21 protein-coding genes are annotated in these 20,163 nt (G+C 63.3%); 13 read left to right on the top strand and 8 right to left on the bottom strand.

From position 1 onward, the window contains the following. Positions 1–4 precede the first annotated feature (4 nt). The 4 genes from LDN75_RS01670 to LDN75_RS01685 all read left to right on the top strand — a co-directional run bounded on the left by LDN75_RS01670 (position 5) and on the right by LDN75_RS01685 (position 4,765). The gene (locus LDN75_RS01670; RefSeq protein WP_223935468.1) at positions 5–1,555 is read left to right on the top strand and encodes an aldehyde dehydrogenase family protein; all 1,551 of its coding nucleotides are present in this window, start codon (positions 5–7) and stop codon (positions 1,553–1,555) included. Next, positions 1,552–2,670 (top strand): tartrate dehydrogenase, encoded by a 1,119-nt coding sequence (locus LDN75_RS01675; protein ID WP_223935469.1) that lies wholly within the window; start codon positions 1,552–1,554, stop codon positions 2,668–2,670. Before LDN75_RS01670 ends, LDN75_RS01675 begins: the two co-directional genes overlap by 4 nt. Beyond that, positions 2,667–3,650 carry a D-2-hydroxyacid dehydrogenase gene (locus LDN75_RS01680; protein WP_223935470.1) on the top strand — a complete coding sequence of 328 codons (984 nt, stop codon included), beginning with the start codon at positions 2,667–2,669 and terminating at the stop codon, positions 3,648–3,650. Before LDN75_RS01675 ends, LDN75_RS01680 begins: the two co-directional genes overlap by 4 nt. 74 nt (positions 3,651–3,724) lie before the next feature. Then, positions 3,725–4,765 (top strand): NAD(P)-dependent alcohol dehydrogenase, encoded by a 1,041-nt coding sequence (locus LDN75_RS01685; RefSeq protein ID WP_223935471.1) that lies wholly within the window; start codon positions 3,725–3,727, stop codon positions 4,763–4,765. A 31-nt stretch (positions 4,766–4,796) separates the two neighbouring features. On the opposite strand, the gene LDN75_RS01690 is transcribed toward LDN75_RS01685, so the two are convergent. After that, positions 4,797–5,645, bottom strand: coding sequence for a LysR family transcriptional regulator (locus LDN75_RS01690; protein WP_223935472.1), 849 nt, complete (start codon positions 5,643–5,645; stop codon positions 4,797–4,799). An 86-nt stretch (positions 5,646–5,731) separates the two neighbouring features. On the opposite strand from LDN75_RS01690, the gene LDN75_RS01695 reads away from it, so the two are divergent. Beyond that, positions 5,732–6,703, top strand: a complete 972-nt coding sequence (locus tag LDN75_RS01695; RefSeq protein ID WP_223935473.1) for an EamA family transporter — start codon at positions 5,732–5,734, stop codon at positions 6,701–6,703. Here the strand turns inward: LDN75_RS01695 and LDN75_RS01700 are convergent. Next, a complete protein-coding gene (locus LDN75_RS01700) occupies positions 6,612–7,649 on the bottom strand; it encodes a LacI family DNA-binding transcriptional regulator (RefSeq protein ID WP_223935474.1) in 1,038 nt (345 codons plus the stop codon). The two genes, LDN75_RS01695 and LDN75_RS01700, sit on opposite strands and share 92 nt — an antisense overlap. A gap of 116 nt (positions 7,650–7,765) precedes the next feature. Here LDN75_RS01700 and LDN75_RS01705 point away from each other — a divergent pair, with 116 nt between their 5' ends. Both LDN75_RS01705 and LDN75_RS01710 read left to right on the top strand, forming a co-directional pair. Continuing rightward, positions 7,766–8,950 (top strand): Gfo/Idh/MocA family oxidoreductase, encoded by a 1,185-nt coding sequence (locus LDN75_RS01705; protein ID WP_223935475.1) that lies wholly within the window; start codon positions 7,766–7,768, stop codon positions 8,948–8,950. A gap of 2 nt (positions 8,951–8,952) precedes the next feature. Beyond that, on the top strand, positions 8,953–9,948 hold the full coding sequence (locus LDN75_RS01710) for a Gfo/Idh/MocA family oxidoreductase (protein WP_223935476.1): 996 nt from the start codon (positions 8,953–8,955) through the stop codon (positions 9,946–9,948). A gap of 91 nt (positions 9,949–10,039) precedes the next feature. Here LDN75_RS01710 and LDN75_RS01715 read toward each other — a convergent pair whose 3' ends face one another. The 4 genes from LDN75_RS01715 to LDN75_RS01725 form a co-directional block, all read right to left on the bottom strand. After that, entirely contained in the window at positions 10,040–10,828 is a 789-nt protein-coding gene (locus LDN75_RS01715) for a TIM barrel protein (RefSeq protein ID WP_223935477.1), read from the bottom strand. Next, a complete protein-coding gene (locus LDN75_RS24250; RefSeq protein ID WP_346347172.1) occupies positions 10,825–11,448 on the bottom strand; it encodes a Gfo/Idh/MocA family oxidoreductase in 624 nt (207 codons plus the stop codon). Before LDN75_RS24250 ends, LDN75_RS01715 begins: the two co-directional genes overlap by 4 nt. Continuing rightward, the gene (locus LDN75_RS24255; RefSeq protein WP_346347157.1) at positions 11,393–11,983 is read right to left on the bottom strand and encodes a Gfo/Idh/MocA family oxidoreductase; all 591 of its coding nucleotides are present in this window, start codon (positions 11,981–11,983) and stop codon (positions 11,393–11,395) included. Before LDN75_RS24255 ends, LDN75_RS24250 begins: the two co-directional genes overlap by 56 nt. 80 nt (positions 11,984–12,063) lie before the next feature. Next, complete coding sequence (locus LDN75_RS01725; protein ID WP_223935478.1) at positions 12,064–12,300, bottom strand: hypothetical protein; 237 nt, start codon at positions 12,298–12,300, stop codon at positions 12,064–12,066. A gap of 432 nt (positions 12,301–12,732) precedes the next feature. Here LDN75_RS01725 and LDN75_RS01730 point away from each other — a divergent pair, with 432 nt between their 5' ends. Next, positions 12,733–13,719, top strand: a complete 987-nt coding sequence (locus LDN75_RS01730; protein WP_223935479.1) for a LacI family DNA-binding transcriptional regulator — start codon at positions 12,733–12,735, stop codon at positions 13,717–13,719. Between the two features lie 71 nt (positions 13,720–13,790). Here the strand turns inward: LDN75_RS01730 and LDN75_RS01735 are convergent, their stop codons facing one another. Next, entirely contained in the window at positions 13,791–13,952 is a 162-nt protein-coding gene (locus LDN75_RS01735) for a hypothetical protein (protein ID WP_223935480.1), read from the bottom strand. 209 nt (positions 13,953–14,161) lie between these two features. On the opposite strand from LDN75_RS01735, the gene LDN75_RS01740 reads away from it, so the two are divergent. The 4 genes from LDN75_RS01740 to LDN75_RS01755 all read left to right on the top strand — a co-directional run bounded on the left by LDN75_RS01740 (position 14,162) and on the right by LDN75_RS01755 (position 17,851). Further along, positions 14,162–14,980 carry a hypothetical protein gene (locus tag LDN75_RS01740; protein WP_223935481.1) on the top strand — a complete coding sequence of 273 codons (819 nt, stop codon included), beginning with the start codon at positions 14,162–14,164 and terminating at the stop codon, positions 14,978–14,980. Beyond that, positions 14,964–15,713, top strand: coding sequence for a 5-oxoprolinase subunit PxpA (locus LDN75_RS01745; RefSeq protein WP_223935482.1), 750 nt, complete (start codon positions 14,964–14,966; stop codon positions 15,711–15,713). Before LDN75_RS01740 ends, LDN75_RS01745 begins: the two co-directional genes overlap by 17 nt. A gap of 45 nt (positions 15,714–15,758) precedes the next feature. After that, positions 15,759–16,553, top strand: a complete 795-nt coding sequence (locus LDN75_RS01750; RefSeq protein ID WP_223935483.1) for a biotin-dependent carboxyltransferase family protein — start codon at positions 15,759–15,761, stop codon at positions 16,551–16,553. 113 nt (positions 16,554–16,666) lie between these two features. Continuing rightward, the gene (locus tag LDN75_RS01755; protein ID WP_223935484.1) at positions 16,667–17,851 is read left to right on the top strand and encodes a Fic family protein; all 1,185 of its coding nucleotides are present in this window, start codon (positions 16,667–16,669) and stop codon (positions 17,849–17,851) included. Between the two features lie 5 nt (positions 17,852–17,856). On the opposite strand, the gene LDN75_RS01760 is transcribed toward LDN75_RS01755, so the two are convergent. Then, positions 17,857–19,212, bottom strand: coding sequence for a DUF445 family protein (locus LDN75_RS01760; RefSeq protein WP_223935485.1), 1,356 nt, complete (start codon positions 19,210–19,212; stop codon positions 17,857–17,859). A gap of 49 nt (positions 19,213–19,261) precedes the next feature. Between LDN75_RS01760 and LDN75_RS01765 the strand changes: the two genes are divergently transcribed. Next, on the top strand, positions 19,262–20,152 hold the full coding sequence (locus LDN75_RS01765) for a glycerophosphodiester phosphodiesterase family protein (protein WP_223935486.1): 891 nt from the start codon (positions 19,262–19,264) through the stop codon (positions 20,150–20,152). The last annotated feature ends 11 nt before the right edge of the window (positions 20,153–20,163 follow it).

The raw sequence follows: 20,163 nt of genomic DNA on the forward strand, positions 1-20,163 counted from the left end.
TCCCATGAGTTCATCAACAACCGTCGCTGGAGCGCGCCTAAAAACAGGTGAGGAAACGGCCTATAGGCGGGCAAGCGTCGCGGCGCTTCCCGGTGGCGCGTTCCTCGAAGGCCTCTGGGAGACAGCCGACATGGTCCTGGAAGTCCGGGATCCTGAAGACGGCGTGCTGCTGGGCACTGTGTGTTCTTCAACCCCGCAGGATGTCCGCCGGGCGGTTGCCCACATTCATCGCCACCTCCAGGACGATGAATGGCCCCTCCGGGAACGCCGTGAGGCTTTGGAACGAGCCGCACTGCTCCTGGCCGAACAGTCGGTACGGTTTTCGGAGATCATCGCCGCCGAGAGCAGCAAGACCATCAACGAGGCAGAGCGTGAAGTTCGCCGATGCATTGAGACGTTGCGGCTTTCCGCGGCAGCGTCGAGCGAACTCGTGGGGGAGACCCTCGGTTTTGAGGACAGCATGGCGGGTGCCAACAAGATCGGCTGGTACAACCGCAAGCCAGTCGGCATCATCGCTGCCATCACGCCCTTCAACGATCCGCTGAACCTCGTGGCACACAAGCTGGGCCCGGCGCTGATCGGAGGCAACGGCGTCGTGCTTAAACCCTCTGGCCGCACGCCGCTGACCGGCCTGGCTTTCGTCCAGCTGCTGCTTGAGGCCGGTGTTCCTACCGGTCGCATTGCCGCGATCGTGTCCGGACCCGGGGTGTCCGAGGCGATCGTGACCGACCCCCAGGTGGACCTCATCTCCTTCACCGGGGGGCCAGCGACGGCCGACCGCATTGCTGCCGCTGCTGGCGCCAAGAAGATCCTGTCCGAACTGGGCGGCAACAACGCCACGATCGTCTGCGCCGACGCCGAACCGGCAACCGCGGCTGAGGCGATCGTCGCCGGGGCGTTCGGTGTGGCCGGCCAGAACTGCTTGTCTGTCCAACGCGTCTACGTCCACATTTCGTTGTTCGACGAAGTCCTGGAAAAGGTGCTCACGGCGACCCGCGCGCTCCGCGTCGGAGCGAAGATGGATCGCAGCACGGACATAGGTCCCCTGATCACCGAGGCGGAGGCCCGCCGTGTGGAGGCATGGGTAGAGGAGGCCAGGGCTGCAGGCGCCACCATCCAGGTGGGTGGCCAGCGCCGCGGCGCGTTCTACCAGCCAACGGTGCTCACCGATGTGCCGGCGGACGCCCGCGTCATCAGCGAAGAAGTGTTTGGTCCGGTGGTCAGCATCATGCCCTTCATCCAGGTCGCCGATGCCATCCACGCGGCCAACGCCTCCGAATACGGGCTCCAGGCCGGTGTCTTCACCGAATCCATCGACCTCGCCTTGGCGATTGCCGACAAGCTGCATGTGGGAGCCGTGGTCATCAACGAAACGAGCGACGTACGGATCGACTCCATGCCATTTGGCGGGTTCAAGAAATCCGGCGTTGGCCGTGAAGGCGTCAAGCACGCTGTCCGCGAAATGACCGAACCCAAAAGCACCATCATCAAACTGGCGGAGCCAGCCACCCGCTGGCAGCAGCTGACGGGCACCTCAGAACGGAATGCATCATGACTACCCACAAAATCGCCGTCATCGCGGGCGACGGTATTGGCAAAGAAGTCGTACCAGCGGCCATTGAAACCCTCGAACGGATCGCTGAAATCCACTCCATCAGCTTGAAGTTCACGCACTTCGACTGGGGATCGGACTACTACGCCCAGCATGGCCGCATGATGCCCGTGGACGGCCTGGAACAACTGGCGCAGCATGACGCCATCTTCCTCGGAGCAGTCGGATCGCCGGACGTCCCGGATGCCGAGTCGCTGTGGGGGCTGCTGATTCCCATCCGGCGCGAATTCCAGCAGTACATTAACCTGCGTCCGGTAAAAACGCTCGACGGCGTGAAGTCGCCCCTGGCGTCCAAGGAGCCGATCGATATCCTCATCGTGCGGGAAAACAACGAAGGGGAATACTCGGAGGTGGGCGGACGCATGTACCGCGGACTGCCCCACGAGACCGCTGTCCAGGAAACCATCTTCACCCGCTTGGGAGTATCACGCGCCGCGCACTACGCAGCTTCCCTCGCGTCCTCCCGCAGGGGTCACCTGACCTCGGCCACCAAGAGCAACGGCATCATCCACACCATGCCCTTCTGGGACGAGGTAGTGGAGGAAACCACGCGCCTCTACCCCGATGTGACGCTCTCCAGCGAGCTGGTGGACGCGTTGGCCGCGCACCTGGTCCTCAAACCTTGGACCCTGGACGTTATTGTTGCCTCCAACCTGCTCGGCGACATCCTCTCGGACCTGGGCAGTGCCGTTACAGGTTCCATTGGTGTGGCACCGAGCGCGAACCTGAATCCCGAAGGTGATTTCCCCTCGCTCTTTGAGCCCGTGCATGGATCTGCCCCCGACATCGCAGGGAAAGGATTGGCAAACCCTGTGGGCCAGATGTGGTCCGGCGCCATGATGCTGCAGCACCTGGGCCACCCGGAGGCCGCTGAGCACCTACAGCTGGCGTTCGAATTCGCCCTACGCGAAGGCCTCGGGACCCGCGACGTGGGAGGCCCTTCGTCGACGTCGGAGTTCACAGCCGCTGTTTTGGCCGCGATCAATGTCATTGATGTGGTTGGCTCAATTGAGGCCGGCACGGCAACCAATCCTGCGGGAGCACCGGCGTCGTCATGACGGTTTTCCCTGAGCGCAAGAAACCTGTCGTTGCGGCCCTTTACCGGGAGGCCTTGCCTCCCCGGCTAGAGGAGATCGAGGCCCTGGCCGAGGTTCGCCTGACCAAAGCCGAGGGACTCGCTGAAGCGATGGACGGCGCGGATGTCCTGTACCAGTGGCATTCGTTTTCCCCCGCCTTGCGGGAAAATTGGGAGGCGGCGTCCTCACTGAAGTGGGTCCACGTTTCAGCGGCGGGCGTTAGCCAGCTCCTGTTCGATGAGCTCATCCAGAGCGATGTGCTCTACACGAACTCCCGTGGAGTCCTGAGCCGTGCAATTGCCGAATTTGCGCTGGGCTTCGTCCTGGATATTGCGAAAGACTCGCAGGGCTCCCTCAAGCTTCAGCAGGCTCAGCGCTGGCAGCACAGGGTTACGCGAAAGATCCAAGGCCAACGTGCTTTGGTGGTGGGTACCGGTTCCATTGGACGGGAAATCGCGTTGCTCTTCCGTGCCGTGGGGCTGCAGGTCAGTGGTGCCGGCCGAAGCAGCCGTCCGGGGGATGAATTATTCGACCATATACATTCCTCCCGGGATCTTGCCCGGATCATCCAGGACTTTGACTACGTTGTGCTGGCTGCGCCCCTGACCGAGGACAGCAGGGGACTCGTGGACGCTGACGTCCTTTCCGCTATGAAATCCACCGCGCACCTCATCAACGTGGGCCGTGGCGAGCTGGTTCGGACTGACGCCCTGGTGGAGGCGCTGACCTCCGGATCCATTGCCGGGGCCGCACTGGACGTGGTCCATCCCGAGCCGCTGCCCGCGGAACATCCTCTGTGGAGCATGGACAACGTCATCCTCACACCCCACATGAGCGGCGACACCGAAGACTATCTTGACGATCTTGGGCAATTGTTCGTGGAGAACCTGCGACGGTTCAGCCAGGGCGAACCCCTGCAGAACGTCGTGGACAAAAACCTTGGGTTCGTCCCGGTCTCCTGATCCCGTTTCCCCGCCACAGCCTGGGTCCATCGTCTGGTCCCATCGTCTGGTCCCATCGTCGAAAGAAGGATGACATGCCCACTACCGTGAAGGCGTATGTAGCCTCTTCTCCCACCTCGGAACTTGAGCCGGGCACTGTGGAACGGCGCGATCCCGGTGACTTCGATGTGCAGATTGCCATCAAGTACACAGGAATCTGCCACTCGGACATCCACGCTGCCCGGGGAGAATGGGCGAGCAACTACCCCTTGGTGGTTGGCCACGAGATCGTCGGAGTGGTGGAAGCCGTCGGTCCAAAAGTCACCCGCCATTCACCAGGGGACCGTGTGGGGGTGGGCTGCTTCGTTGATTCCTGCAGGGAATGCGTCAACTGCCGTGCAGGCGAGGAGCAATATTGCCTGCAAGGTGCCACGAGCACCTACAACTCGTTCGGCCGTGACGGCCTGCCCACCGCAGGCGGTTACAGCACCAGCATCGTGGTGGATGAGAATTACGTCCTCAGAATCCCCGACGGCATTTCCCTCCAGGAAGCGGCACCACTATTGTGCGCCGGCATCACCATGTACGCGCCGCTGCGCAACTGGAAAGCCGGACCAGGCAAGCGAGTGGCCATAATCGGTTTGGGCGGACTGGGCCATATGGGCGTGAAGATTGCTACCGCTTTGGGAGCCGAAGTCACGGTGCTCAGCCAGTCCCTCAAGAAGCAAGAGGACGCCGTCCGGCTCGGCGCCCACGGCTACTATGCAACGTCCGAGCCCGAAACCTTCGAATATTTGAAGGGTCAGCTGGATCTGATCATCAACACCGTTTCTGCGGACATCGATGTGGATGCCTATCTCTCCCTGCTCGCCTTGGACGGCACCATGGTCCTCGTGGGGCTGCCCTCCAAACCGCTGAGCCAGCGCGCTTGGTCGCTGGTGGAATTCCGACGAAACCTCAGTGGTTCCAGGATGGGCGGAATCCGGCAAACCCAGGAAATGCTGGACTTTTGTGCTGCCCGCGGTCTGGGAGCAGATGTGGAAGTCATCCAGGCAGGCCAGATCAATGAAGCATACGAACGGGTGCTCGCCAGCGATGTCCGGTACCGATTTGTCATCGATGCAGCAACGTTCTAGCTCAGGATTGCGCCACGACTGCTAGCAGGCTTCACGCGTACAACCCCGTCAGCAACTCCGCGATCCGCTCGCGCTCCTGCGGTGGATGCTTCGTGGACCACGCGAGGTACACAGGCACTGGCGGAGCGTCACGGACCGGCCGATAGATGATGCCCCGACGTCGATACTGGTGAGCAGTGGACTCGGCAGTCATGCCGCGAGCCGCCCCGCTGCCAATTGTCGTCAGCCAATCGTCCACGTCGTTAATGGGCACGATGTCCGGCCGCCCCTCCTCCGGCCACAGCTCAAGCGTTGTGCTTCCTGTCCGCAAGTCCATGGCGACGGGTCGCTGGGCCACCTGCGCCAGTGTCACAGAACGCCGTGATGCCAGCGGATCGTCCGAGGACATGGCACAGTACCGCTTCTCCTCGCCAATCCGGACATGCTCGACGGCGGCCGCATCCGGCAGGCGGCGAAGAATAGCGAAGTCGGTGGTTCCATCGGCAAGGCCTCCCGTGGGGGAGTTGGAGTGCAGGAGTTGCAGTTCCACGCCTGGGATTGCGACCGCCCATTGGCGTTGGAACTCCATGGTGTGCGCGCCTAAGGCGGACCACGCGTAGCCGATCCGGATCTTGCCGGTGCCGGACCGGGCCTCCCTCTTGAGGTCGTCCAGGAGTGAGAGGACGCGCCGTGCCGTGGCCACGACGCGCTCGCCGGAGGGGGTCAGGCCAACACTGCGCGTGGTCCGCTCCAGGAGCCGCACGCCCAAAACCTGTTCCAGCCCGGCGATGTTGCGCGAAACGGCAGCCTGGGACATTCCAACGTCTATGGCGGCATCTGTGAACGTGCCTTCCTCGACTACGGCCAGGAGGCACCGCAATTGCCTCAATTCGACGTCCATGGGCCCCATCCTATTCATGCGCACACCGTATAAATAGCCGCGTCCGTGCATTTAGTGAAAACAGCGGCCAAGCGCAGAATTTCCCCATGATGGATACCAATGCAGCGGGAGTAAGGCCGTCCCGGAAGGCCGGTGGCGCGGCCACCCTCCTGGCGAGTGCGCTTTCCAACCAGCTCGGTGCCGCCACGGCCTCGTTTGCGTTTCCTGTCATGGGACCCGTGGGCGTGGTGGCGGTTCGGCAGCTTGTGGCGGCCGCTGTGTTGTTGCCTATCGTCCGGCCCCGGCTGCGGGAATTGAGTTGGCGGCAATGGTGGCCTGTCCTTCTCCTAGCAGTGTCCTTCGGCACCATGAATCTCGGACTGTATGCGTCTGTCCAGCGGATTGGCCTGGGGCTTGCCGTCACCCTGGAGTTCCTTGGGCCCCTGGCCGTGGCCTTAATCAGCTCGCGACGAAGGAGCAGTGCGCTCTGCGCCGTGGTTGCGGCGTTGGGCGTCCTCGCCATCACCCGGCCGGAGTCATCCATAGACGTGGTAGGCATCGGTTTGGGGCTCATTGCCGCCTGCAGCTGGGCTGCCTACATCCTCCTTAATCGGACCGTGGGCCAGCGAGTCCAAGGCATTCAAGGGACGGCAGCCGCTACGGGGGCTTCGGCAACGCTGTTCCTGCCTGTCGCCGTCGTGATTTTCATCAGCCAACCAGTGGATGGCTTGGCGGTTCTCTGCGCCGTGGCGGCAGGAATCTTCGCTTCTGTGCTGCCGTACGTTGCCGATCTGATCGCACTGCGGCGCGTCCCCGCAAACATGTTCGGCGTGCTCATGAGCATCAACCCGGTGTTTGCCGCGGTCATCGGCGCCGTGATCCTGCACCAGGACCTGGCTGCGGGGCAGTGGGTGGGGATCGGGCTGATCGTGGCCGCCAATGCCGGGGTGCTGCTGCTGCGGGAACGTGGGCGGGGCGAAACCGTTGTTAGCCGGACGCCGGAGCCTGCCCGCTCGAACCACGGACCTGGAGCTGTGATGGCACCAGGTGGAGTCGTGCCGGGAGATCTGGAGCGGTGAGCCGTTCCAGGATGAACTTGCCGGCCTCCACGCCCACGGCGAGATTTCCGTTGTCCACGGAAGTCAGCGACAGATGCCGGATTTTGGCCAGGTAGGTGTTGTCATAGCCCACCAGTGAAAGGTCGTGGGGGACGGAAAGTCCAAGGTCGTCTGCTGCTGACAGCGCGCCGATGCACGCGACGTCGTTGTACGCGAAGATCGCAGTGGGCCTCTCCGGGTCGGCAAGCAAACGGCTTGCTGTACTGTAGGCGCTTTCCTCCGTGAGGCCTCCGCCCGCTACGACGATCGGTTCAAGGCCAGCGTCGCGCATAGTGCGTTCGAACGAGGCCCGCCGCAGCCTCCCAACCTCGCCCGGCCCCTGAAGGTGGGCAATGCGCCGGTGACCCAGTGAGATGAGGTGTTCGCTCGCCTGCCGCGCCCCGGCGTCGTCATCATTGACCACGATGTCGACGCCGGCCAGTACCGGTTCGCGGGTCCCTGCAAGGACCACGGGGATGTTTCGGGCAGCATTTTGGATCGCTGCGGATTCATTGGTGGTGCCCACTACCACCATGCCGTCGACGCGTTGCTCCAGGAGTGTCTCCACCGAACTTCGGCCCACCCGCTGGTCAGTGTACGAATCGGCCAGGACTGGTGAAACGCCCGCGGAGTGCAGGGCGGCCGTGAGTCCTTCGAGAAGTTCCACGAACCACGGATTCCGGATGTCATTGAGCATCACTCCGATGGTTCCGCTGCGCGGCCCGGAAAGTCGTTGGGCCAGTCGGTTGGGCCTGTAACCCAGCTGCTCCATGGCTTCCATGACGGCACGACGGCGGCTCTCACTGACGTTGGCTGAGCCCTGTAGGACGAGGGAGACCAGGGACTTGGAAACGCCCGCGGCGCTTGCGACGTCGCGAATGGTTGGTTTGGTGCCCGGCGCGCCGGCCGGGGATGGTGCATCAGGCATGGGTCTCGTTCCGGTCTGTCAGGTTCGTTCCAAGCTTAGAGGGCTTGACGCCGTCCCTTCCCAGACTCCATTATGGACCGGTCCAAGTAAATTCCAAAACATCAAAGAGGATCTCCATGAGTGCACCCAATACGCGGCGTCTGATCGCTGGCATGGTCGGAGGAGGCGCTGGCGCGGATATTGGCAGGACGCATCGCTACGCCATGCGCTTGGATGACCATTTCGAGCTGCAGTCAGGAGTCTTTGGCCGGGATGCCAGCGCTTCGCGGGCGATCGCCGTCGAGCTGGGAGTTCCTGAGGACCGAAACTATGCGGACTACCGTGAAATGGCAGCGGCAGAGTCGGCGCGGGAAGACGGCGTGGACGTCGTGGTGGTGGCGACTCCCAACGACAGCCACTTCGAGATCGCCAGCACCTTCCTCGAAGCGGGCATCTCGGTGGTGTGCGAGAAGCCGCTGACCAGGGACTCAACCACAGCGGCCGCACTGGTCCGGATCGCTGCGGAAAACGACGCCATTCTCGCCGTTCCGCACTGCTATTCGGCCTACGCGATGGTTCGCCATGCTGCCCGCATGGTCCGCAATGGTGAACTGGGCACCATCCGGTTTGCCGACGTCGAGCACGCATCCGGCTGGGCGGCCACGCCCTTGGAGGACTCCGGCCACAAGCAGGCCCTCTGGCGTACCAATCCTGACATCGCCGGGTTCCCGAGCGTCGTCGGAGACCTTGGCACGCATGCCTTCCACCTGCTTCGCTACATCACCGGGCTGGAAGCGGAGCGCCTCTCCGGCCGCCTGAAAACGCTGGTTCCAGGACGTCGGGTATTCGACCACGCAACGGTGGAGTTGGAGATGTCCGGGGGCGTCCCCGCGCGCGTTTGGGCCAGCATGGCCGCCACCGGCCACAACCACGGGCTACGCATCCGTCTTTACGGGGATCAGGGCAGCCTCGAGTGGCAGCACGAGGATCCGCACCACCTCAAAGTCCAGGACCTTGCCGGGGTTACGACCATCCTTACGCACGGCCTTGGCACCCTCCACGACGACGCCTCCCGGCTCACGCGGGTCGGTCTGGGCCATCCGGAGGGCTTCCTTGAAGCTTTCGCCAACTTCTATTCCGACCTCGCCGAGGCCCTACGCGCGCGTCGGGATGGCTTGGCGCTGCCCGGGCGCGAGCTCTCATTCCCTACCGGCATCGATGGTCTGATCGGCGTCCAATTCGTCGAGGCCGTGGCCGCCTCCCACCACGAGGACTCCGCGTGGAAAGTGCCCGGTACCCTCGCAGAGAAAGCAGCAGTGTGATCATGCTCCGTTTCGCGCTCATCGGAGCCGGGTTCATCGGCTCCGTCCACGCCACCAACCTCGCCGCCCATCCCGGCATCGATTTCCGGCTCGTCTACGACGTCGACCAGCAACGCGCGCAGACCCTGGCGGCCGTGCAGGGGGCTGCTGTGGCCGCGACCCTGGATGAAGTCTTCGATGCCTCGGCGATTGACGCCGTCTTCATCGCCTCCTCCACGGACACCCACGCCGGGCATCTCCGCCGTGCTGCCGCCGCTGGGATCGCGGTGCTCTGCGAGAAGCCGATCGACTTGGACCTTAACCATGCCCGGGACGTCGCTGCGTTCGCGCAGGATGCCGGCGTTCCTGTGATGGTCGACTTCAACCGCCGCTTCGATCGCGATTATGCCGAGCTCAAACGCGTGGTGGATTCAGGCCAGATCGGCAAAGTGGAACTGATCCAGCTGACGTCGCGTGGCCCGTCCATGCCTCCGCTGTCCTACATCGCCACCTCAGGCGGTCAGATGCGCGACCAGACCGTACATTTCTTCGATCTCGCGCGCTGGCTCAGTGGCTTGGACCCCGTAGAGGTCTTCGCCACGGGTTCGGCCTTAGCGGAGCCCGGCATCGTGAAGTACGACGACGTCGACACCTCCGCGGTCACGTTGCGGCTGCCCGGAGGTGCTTTGGTGCAGATCGACTCCGTTCGCCGCACTGGTTATGGATACGACGAACGCATCGAAATCATGGGCTCCACAGGGATGGTAGAGGCCCGCCGCCACAGGAACGGTGCAGTTTCCCGATACAGCGGTGGCTCGGTTGTGGACGACGGGCTGCACCCCGGCTGGTTCGAACGCGTGCAGCCAACGTACGCGGCAGCCCTCGCCGCCTTCGCCTCTTCCTTGCAGGGAGGTTCGGATTCGGTGCCCTCGCTGGAAGACGGACTCAAGGCCCAGGCCATAGCCGAGGCTGCTGTAATCTCACTCCGCAGTGGCCGCATGGAAACCATCAAGTACTGACCCAAGTAGGGGACAGCACATGTCGCTATGAGCAGCCGTTGCGACATGTGCTGTCCCTCAGTTGGGCGGCGCGGGAGTTGGGCGGCGCGGGCTAGGAGAACGCGGCGCGGAAGGCTGCCAGGGCGGCGTCGCCTGCCTCGATGCCTTGGCCACCGACCGCACTCGCTTCCATGCCGATCACTCCCGTGTACCCGACGCCGCGCAGCGCCTTTGCGATGGCGGGATAGTTGATCTCGCCAGTGCCCGGTTCGAAGCGACCGGGCACGTCTGCTACCTGGATCTCACCGGTAAATGGTTGGGCTGCCCGGACAAGTTCGATCAGGTTCCCTTCGCCGATTTGTGCGTGATAGAGGTCCAGCATCATCTTCACGTTGGGATGGTTGACGGCCTCGACCAAGGCGAGTGTGTCCTTGGCGCGCGCCAGGGGAATGCCGGGGTGGTCCAGGATCGTATTCAGGTTTTCCAGGGCAAACACGATGCTGTGCCTTTGGCCCAGTTCAGCCAGCTGTTCCAAGGTTCGCAGGCCGGTCAGCCACATCTCACCGGTGGACCGCTGGACCGGGCGAACGGCCCGCCCGCCCTCACCGAGTTCGGCGGGATGAACCACCATGCGCTCGACACCGAGCTCCAGTGCCGTGGGGATCAACTTTTCTGCGGAGGCCAGGACTTCATGGGCAGTGGCGGGATCAATGACGCTGCCGCCGAAGTAGCCACTCATGGAAGAGAACCTGGCGCCGGTTGCTGCGAGCGCTGCGATGTCCCGGCCACGGGTATCCCACAGTTCCACCTCGAAGCCCAGCCCGTCGATCCTCCGCACACGATCGATCAGCGGCAGCTCGCCATAGACCATCTCCGCGCAGACAGCCAAGCGGAAGCTCATGCTCCCTGCCCTGCCGCCTGAAGCTGCGCTGTTGCATCCGTTTCGGCTGGACGCAGATTGGCGATTGAGGACACGTCAACAGGCAGCCCCGTCCGGGCCGACGTGAACGCAGCCAAGGCAACGGCCAGGGCATTGCGCGCGTCCACGCCACCGGGAGCAGCAACAGCGCCGGGTGGGTTTGCCGCCGTCGGGCGCTCGCCCCCAAAGCCGCGGCGCGCGGCGACGTCGTCCGCGAAGTGGGCGAGCTCTGCTGTGTATGCGTCGTGGAAGAGATCGATGTTCAGGCGCGAGGTGGCTGACCCGATGCCGGTAGCCGTATAGCTCGTGGCGTTGCTGGCCTGCGGGCTTCCGGCGGTGACCATGCCGGCAGAGCCGAACACTTCGCCGCGGACGTCGTAGCCGTAGAGGGCGTTGAAGTTGGCTTCCGCGACAGCGATGGCGCCGTTGCTGTAGGTGACAGTGACCACCGCGGTGTCCAGGAGGCCGGCGGCCTTGGCTTCTGGAGCAACCAAAGCATCCGCGACGGCGTGTACTTTCACGGGTACCGAGCCGGCATTCAGCCAATTAAGGGTGTCGAAATCGTGGATGAGGGTCTCCAGGAAGATGGTACCGGGGGCGATCCGCTCCGGGTTTGCTGATCCCGGCTTCCGTGCCGGGGTCCCGGGTCAGGGAGCGGAGTAGCTGCGGAACTCCGACTACGCCGTCGTCGATCAGCTTCCGGGCCGCGGCGAAGTCCGTGGAGTAGCGGCGGTTAAAGCCGAAACGGAGTACGACGCCGGCACTTGCCGCCGCTTCAATGGCAGAGTCGAGTTCGGCGATGGTCCGCCCGCCGGGCTTCTCGCAGAACACGTCCTTACCGGCTTTGGCGGCAGCGGCGATCAGCTCGGAATGGAACCGCAGGGGAGTGGCGATAAGCACTGCATCCACGTCCGGATCGGCAAGGACGTCGGCAACATCGGTGCTGATTTTGCTGACGCCGAGGCGGCTTGCCAAGGCTTCCAGGGCAGGTAGGACCGGATCAGCGATGGCTTCCAGCTGGGCGTTCGGGATTCGTCGGGCGATGGATTCGGCGTGGAATGCGCCGATCCATCCGGCGCCGATCACGGCGATGCGGACTGGCCGGTCCTCGATGACCGGGTGCTGAAGGTACGTCATTGTTGTTCCTCGATTCACGCGTCTAGATCGTTCTAGTGAACCAATGGTTGCATGATCGGCATGCAGACGTCTAGATCGTTCTAGGTGGTGTCCGGCTTAGTCGGCTCAGATGGCGCCACGCCAGGCCGTGCATGAGGGAGGTGACGCCCTAAGGCCAGCCTGATAAGCGGCGCCAGGAGGAGGAGCAGCAGGACGCTGCCAACGCCAACAATGCCCGCAAAGAAAACCAGGACTGCCATGAACAGAAGATGGATATCGGGCGCGTCGGCAAGTGGCATAGCGGCCAATATCGCCGATACCTGGTTGAGAGAGTTCATATGTGGCTCCTGCCGCGCATCCGGTGCTCGTTCCAACATCTGTTTAGTGCGCTGACGAGGCCAAGAATGTCGCCGTTGCGGCAACCTTTAAGGTTCAAGGAGGCTGGGCGCCGTGGACGCTAGCGACGGTGCCAAAACTTTTTAATTAACCCCGCGTCACGTTTGCGCAGGTCAAAGCACATATCCAGTGCCCAAGTCGTTGTACCGCGTAGTGTGCCGTTGCCCTTTTCGGCGCATGTCCGCGGACAACGCTGAGTTAGCAGTGATGGATGTGGTGGGTTCTGGGGCCCACCCGGGGCGCCGTCACTGCGATAACCGGGCTAGTGCGGTCGGTCGTCTGAGTCGCGGCCGGCCGCATGTCCGGGATTGCAGCACCTCCCACCGCCTTCCTCATAGATCGTTCTATAGACTGGCTGCGGGCAAAGGAGGGCAATGATGGGAAAACGTCCCACTTTGATGGACGTGGCTGACGCAGCCGGAGTTTCCCGCGCCCTCGTCTCCATCGTGATGAGGGACGCCCCTGGAGCCTCGGAAGCCACGCGCCTCAGGGTCCAGAAGGCGGCCAAGGAACTCGGCTACCGTCCCGACAGCCGCGCACGGCTCCTCCGCAGCAGCCGGACGAGGCTCTTAGGCGTCAGCTTTTCCACGTCGCACCCGTTCCACGCCGAAATCGTCGATGCCGCTTACGCCGGAGCTACCTTGCGGGGGTACGACATCGCGCTGAGCGCAGTAGCCAACGGCCGGCCGGAATCGCGGGCCGTGGAGTCTCTCCTGGATTTGGGCTGTGAAGCCCTCATCATGATTTCTCCAACACTGGGGGAGGAGGAGTTGGCCGGTTACGCCGCAAGGCTCCCGGTCGTTTCCCTTCTCCGGGACGACGTCGGTGGATCCCTGGACTCTGTCAGCAGCGATGACGACGCCGGTATCCGCATGGCGCTTGAATATCTCACCTCGCTGGGACACCGGAAAATCGCCCACGTCGATGGCGGCGACGCCGTCTCTGGCCCGCAACGGCGTGAAGCCTTCCGTGTAGAAATGGCCAGCCGCGGGCTTGAACCGCGGGTAATTCCCGGTGGCGCAACCGAAGAAGACGGCCTGCGCGCTGGTGGTGAGCTTCTGGAGAACCTGCCCACCGCCGTCGTTGCGTTCAACGATCGCTGTGCCTTGGGCATCTGGGAAAGCTTCCGGGCAGCAGGCCTCCGGGTCCCCGAGGACGTGTCCGTCCTGGGCTACGACGATAGCCAATTCGCCCGCCTTAGCTACGTCCAGTTGACGTCCGTCAGCCAGGATGCCCCGGTGTTGGCACGAGCCGCCGTGGACCGCGCCGTCGATCGCTTGGAAGGCTCGACGCCGCCCGCGCATCTTGTGCGAACACCGCATCTGGTCATCCGCAACACCACGGGCCCCGCCCCGAAATGACCGCACGGGTTCAGCAGGGCGCCCCGCCCCTTACGCGCGGCGACCAGCTGTAAGCGCCGGAGGGACCGGAGTTACGAAGCACCCGACGGTGGGGCGTCGTCGATGTCCGGACCTTCGGCAGGATCCTGGCTGTGGATGCCGGTATCGTGCGAAACCCAGCCCTCCGTTTCTCCCTCTGCGGGAGCGTCGGTGTGGTGCCGGATGATGTGTTCTGTCTGGTCGTTTGCGTTCATTACGGATACTCCCTGTCCGTGCTTGGACTGCTTCCGTGAGTGCACCAAGTCTACGCCGGGTCGGCTCTGTTGAGAGGTCCGCTCCGCGCTGAATCGTCACCCAAAAACGCGCAGAACGGGCCTCTCAACGGGCCATACCAAGCTGGCAGTGGCATAGGCTGAACGCAGTAGTTCTCCGCGAAACGACCAACTGCCATGCAGAGGTGAAGATGCCCAAGCGACCCAACCCGGCGGTGAAAATCGCCCAAGAGACAGCTCATAACGCAGTATTCGACGCCCAAGGCAACACCAAGCCGGGCGTACACAATGTCTTGCTGCGCGCCGTCGAAATCCAGCGGCCACTTGTCCTGGCAAACCTGCGCAGAATGCAGCGCAGGCATCCAAAGGCAACACCCGCGCAGCTCGCCGCGAAACTGGAGCGCCATTACCTGGGCGCAATCACAGGCGGGGGAGCCGCTGTGGGGGCTACCGCCGTCGTGCCTGGTATCGGAACCGCAGCTTCGCTGGGACTCTCTGCCCTCGCTACCGTCGGGTTCCTGGAGACCACGGCGCTGTACGCTTCGACGCTGGCGGAGCTCCACGGCATCCGGCTAACAGACCCGGAACGGGCAAGGACGATGGTCATGGCCATCATGCTGGGCGAGGAAGGCACGTCTCTGCTGGGTGCCCTCAGTGGCCAGTCCCTGGGGCGAGGAAAGGGCGTGACCAATGCCTGGGGCACGACGCTCACCAAGAAGATTCCCGGCAGTGGCTTTGGCGTCATTCGCGATGCCATCCAACGCGCGTTCCTGAAGAATCTCCTGAAGCGGCAAGGCTCCGCGTTCCTGGGACGAGCCCTGCCGTTTGGCGTGGGTGCAGTGGTGGGTGGCGCGGGCAACCTGATGATGGGCCGCGCCGTTGTTGCAACTGCCAAGGAAGCCTTTGGTCCACTGCCCGATACGATCCCTGGCGAACTGCTCGCAGACGCGCCCACCAACGACACAATCAATCTGACGCTGGAAGGCGGTAACAGTGGACCTCAACGCTGATCTGGGGGAGTCGTTCGGCTCCTGGACCATGGGCGACGACGCCTCGATGTTCCGCATCGTGAGCAGCGCCAACGTGGCCTGCGGCTTCCACGCAGGAGACCCCCTGACCATGCTGGACAGCTGCCGTGCCGCGTTCGAACTGGACGTTCGCGTCGGAGCGCACGTAGGTTACCGGGACCTTGCCGGCTTCGGCCGGCGCTCATTGGACATGACGTTCGACGAACTGTTCGGCGATGTCCTGTACCAACTCGGCGCCCTGGACGGCATGGCCCACGCCGTGGGAGCGTCCGTGGATTACGTCAAACCGCACGGTGCCCTGTACAACAGGATCGTCCACGACCCGGACCAGGCCGAGGCCGTGGTTGCCGCCGTCCATGCCTACGATCCCGGGCTGCCGGTGTTGGGGTTGCCGGGCTCGGCGTGGCTGAAACTGGCCGAGGAATCCGGACACCCCGTATTCAGGGAAGCATTCGTGGACAGGGCGTACCTTCCTGACGGCACACTGGTCCCGCGACCCGAGGAAGGCGCCGTGCTGCACGATCCCGCCGCAGTGGTCGCCCAGGCTGTTCGCCTCGCGACCCGTAAGGAAGTGGTCGCCGTGGACGGAACAGTTGTCCCGGTCAGCGCCGATTCCCTCTGCATCCATGGCGATACTCCGGGAGCTGTGAACATGGCCGCGGCCGTTCGCGCAGGCTTGGAGGAGGCGGGGGTGGAGATTGATGCGTTCGCCTAGCTTGCGTGCAACGTGCCTTGAGCAAGAGGTTCATGAGGAGGTTTGATGGGTGCCGTCGCAGTTGATCCAGGCCCCTTGACCCTGGCCCTTGCACCTGAGCAGGTTTTGGACCGTGCTTCCCTGCACCTCGCCAATGCGCTGCTGGGAAACCCTGAATCTGCGGGCGGCCTCGAGATACTTTTGGGTGGCCTGCGTCTCCGTTTTGTCACGGCCTCGGCCCTGGCTGTCACCGGCGCAGAAGGCCTGGTCAAGCTCAACGGCTCCGAACTCCCTTTCAACAAAGCCGTTCGCGTCAGCCCCGGAGCGGTGCTGGAGTTTGGGCCGGCGCTCTTCGGGATCCGGTATTACCTGGCGGTTCAGGGAGGCATTGATCCTCGGTCGGAGCCCCTGCGCGCTGGCGGCACACTGACGTTCGGACGCTCCCACGGCCACAATATCCCGGTGGAGAACCACGCTGCGCGCCGCGCCCCGGACCCCGAACGTCCGGTGGTCGCCAGGGTGGAACGCGGTCCGCAAGCCCACAATTACGACGTCGGCACTTGGCTTCGGCTGACCAGCGAACCGTGGGTCCTCTCACCGGAATCGGACCGAGTCGGTGCCCGGCTTGTCGGTAGGCCGCTTGAGCTGGCTGGTGCGACTGAGCCGGCCCGGACTCCAGCACCCCAGCCCCAACCGTTGCTGTCGGGCTCGGTCCTTTTGCCGCCGTCGGGCTTTCCTGTCATTGCGCTAGCCGGCCACCGGGCGACGAGCGGGTCCCCAGTGATCGCAGTTGTTCGCGACGAAGACCTGGACCTGCTGGGGCAAGCGCGTCCGGGACAGATGGTTCATTTGCTGGGGTGATGTGAGAAGACCGTTTTTCTCACTGGCGTTCAATCGTGAGAATTAAATAGCTCGATTTTCTCATCAATGGCAAAATATGAGAAAATGGACTATCGATCTTCTCAAGGAGAGTCATGGGCAGTGTGCCTGCATGGCCGTCAATCAGCTACGAACTGCATCCTTGGGCCGCGGATGCAGAACCGGGAACGTCCAGGCGTCAACGGCTCCTGGCCCGCGGCCCCTACGAAGCTGCCATCCCGGCAGAAATTGCCGGCATCGATCCTCACGTTGATTCCCGGACCCAGTCGCTTGTTGAGGCAGCCACTGTGGAAATGGTCCGGTTCGACGCCGAGCTGGGACAGGACTCTGCGCCGTTCGCAGCATTGCTGCTCCGAAGCGAGTCGGCATCGAGTTCCCAGATCGAGAACCTTACAGCCGGTGCGCGGGAGATTGTGCTGGCGCAATTAGGCGATCGCTCGAGTCCTAACGCTGCACTGATTGCGTCCAATGTGGATGCCATGGAGGCTGCAATTGCCTTGTCTGAAGAGCTCAGCGTCCAGAATATCGGCGACATGCATCACACCCTCCTGGCGTCCTCCGACCAAGTCATAGCCGGGGAATACCGGGCCAGCCAGGTCTGGATCCGGGGCAACTCACCTCACTCAGCGGAGTTCGTGCCGCCCCATCACGGCCGTGTTATGGCAGCGATGGAAGACCTGGTGGAGTTCATGCGCAGAGATGACATCCCCGCCCTGACGCAAGCCGCCTTGGCACATGCACAGTTCGAAACCATCCACCCTTTTGCGGACGGCAACGGCCGCACGGGTAGGGCGATCGTCAGCGCCTTGCTCCGCGCTAAAGGGGTAACGGAAAAGGTAACCATCCCTGTTTCTTCCGGGCTGCTGACCAATACCCGGCTCTACTTCGACGCTTTGGGTGACTACCGTCAGGGAAACATCCTGCCCATCATTGAGCGTTTTGCCGAGTCTTCCATGCTCGCGGTGGAAAACGGCCGATTGCTGGCGGAGGACATCCGGGCTGCCCAAAAGGAGTTCCTCGCAAAGATCGGATCAGCTCAGGAATCGGTGCTTAAAGTCCTTGAGCTCTTGCCTCGCGAGCCTGCAATCACCGCTGAGATGGCAGCCGATTACGCCAAGGTCTCGCAGGCAACGGCGTACAGGGCAGTGCAGCGGCTGGAAGCGGCCGGCGTCCTTACTCCCGCCGGGAAAGTGCGAGGCATCAGCGTATGGCTTGCACGGGACATCATCGACGCGCTGGACGACTTCGCGGCACGAGCCGGCCGCCGCGTGCGTCACTGACCGCACTAGCCAAACAGCAGGTGCGCCACCGTGAAAATCGCGAGCCCGGCCAGGGCACCCACAACGGTTCCGTTGATGCGGATGTACTGGAGGTCCTTGCCCACCTGCAGCTCGATCTTCTGCGAGGTTTCCTCGGCATCCCAGCGCGCAACGGTGTCCGAGATGACGCCTGCAATGTCCGAGCGGTAAGTGTTGACCAGGTAGCCCGCGGCGTCGCCAATCCAGGCGTTGACCTTGCCGGCCAGTTCGGCGTCGTTGACCAACCGTGAACCGAAGTCGCGGACGGCGCCCTTGAAACGCTGGCTGAGTTCACTGTCGGGATCGTCGACGGCGGTGAGCAGCGCGTTCTTGACCGTTCCCCATGTGCGGGATGCCAGTTCCCGCACTTCCGGATCGCCCAGGATCTGGGCCTTGATGGTTTCGGCGCGCTCGATCATGGCCGGATCATGCTGCAGGTCCTGGGCCAGGTCCGTCAGGTAGGCATCGATCGATTTCCGTACCTGATGATTCTGGTCGCTTTGTACTGCCCGTACGAACTTCAGCAGTTCGACGTAGACCTTGTCGCTCACCAATCCATCCACGAATGTCGGCACCCACACGGGCGAGCGGTCCGAAACCAGCCTGTTTACCGTTGCGTGGTTGGCGTCCATCCAATCGGCCGCACGATCAACCAACAGGTCCACCAGCTTGTGGTGATGGCCGTCAGCGAAGATCCGCTCCGCCATCCGTCCCACGGGCGGTCCCCACGGCGGGGTGAGCAGGTGCTTGCGGACCATGCCCTCGATCACTGCCTGCACGTCGTCGTCATTCAGCACGGTGAACGCGCCGCGGATCATCGCGCCGCCATCCTTGGCCACCCGTTCGGCGCCTCCCGGTTCGGATAGCCAACGGCCGGCCTTGCGGGCAATATCAATGCTCGCCAACTTGTCCTGCACAACCTCCTGGGACAGGAAGTTGCTCTCCACAAATTCACTCAGCGATTCGCCGATCTGGTCTTTGCGGCGCGGAATGATGGCTGTATGCGGAATCTTCAAGCCCATGGGGTACTTGAACAGTGCCGTCACAGCGAACCAGTCGGCCAACGCACCCACCATGCCACCCTCGGCCGCAGCCCTGACATACTCAAGCCACAGGTACTGCTTCTGGAAAGCGAAGGCCACCATGAACACAATGGCCATGCCTATCAATAGGGCCAACGCCAGGCGTTTCATGCGGCGCAGAGCCGCCGCCTTTTCCTCGTCTCCCACAGCACGCCCGACGCCGGCGGACCCGGGTTGGGTAGCTCCGGAAGCTGCCGCTTGGGCTGGTTGGGCGTGGTTGGTGACGTCTTCGGCTGGGATTTGTTCAGAGTTCACCTGCATTAGCCCAGCGTAGCCCCGTGCGTGCAGCCGCGTGGGCTACCGTGGCTGCATGACTAGCGACGATTTCGCCCCTCGCCGGCCCAAGGTCTACGCACACCGCGGTGCCAGCGCTGCGTTCGCAGAGCACACTCGTGCGGCATACCTCAAGGCGATAGCGGACGGTGCCGACGGTGTTGAGTGCGACGTCCACTTGACGCGGGACCAGCACGTCGTCTTGCTGCACGACTCCAATCTGGACCGTACCTCCACGGGCACCGGACCGGTCTCGGAGAAAACCCTCGAGGAACTCCGGGCCCTGGACTTCGCTTCCTGGAAGGGGGCCCGGATACCCGATGCGTACGGCGGGATCGCTGATCAATTCCTTACCTTGCCGGAACTGCTGGACATCCTGCGTGGCGCCGGGCGCGAGATTGGTTTGGCGATCGAGCTCAAGCACCCCAGCCCCTACCAGCTCAACCTTGAGGACCGGGTCCTGGACGTGCTGCTCAGTGAAGGTTGGACCCCGGGGGAGTCCCGGCTGGAGAACATTCAAGTCTCCTTCATGAGCTTCGATTCCGACTCGATCCAGCACCTTCTGAAGAAGGTCCCAGCCCAGCACATTTGCCAGTTGGTGGACAACTTCTCGGTCCAGGAGCTCCGGCAAGAGCTTGGCCTGGGGCCGATCACGGCAGGTGCGGTGGCCAACGTCATGAAGGCAACCCAGTTGGAGGCCGAACGCATCCTGGATCACGGTGAGGTAGGAATTGCCGGACCGGGAATCGACTATGTGAGGGAACACGCACGCAACGTCCAACGCTGGCTGGAATCCGGGAGGGTATTCAGGGTCTGGACCGTGGACTCGGAGAAGGACGTGGCACTGTGCCAAGGCCTGGGCATCCATGAGATCACCACGAACAGACCCGCCCAGGTCTTGGCCCAGCTCCAGGTCCCCAGCAGGTAGGAGCGAACTTT

The sequence above is a fragment of the Arthrobacter sp. StoSoilB5 genome, from assembly GCF_019977235.1.
Lineage (GTDB): Bacteria > Actinomycetota > Actinomycetes > Actinomycetales > Micrococcaceae > Arthrobacter.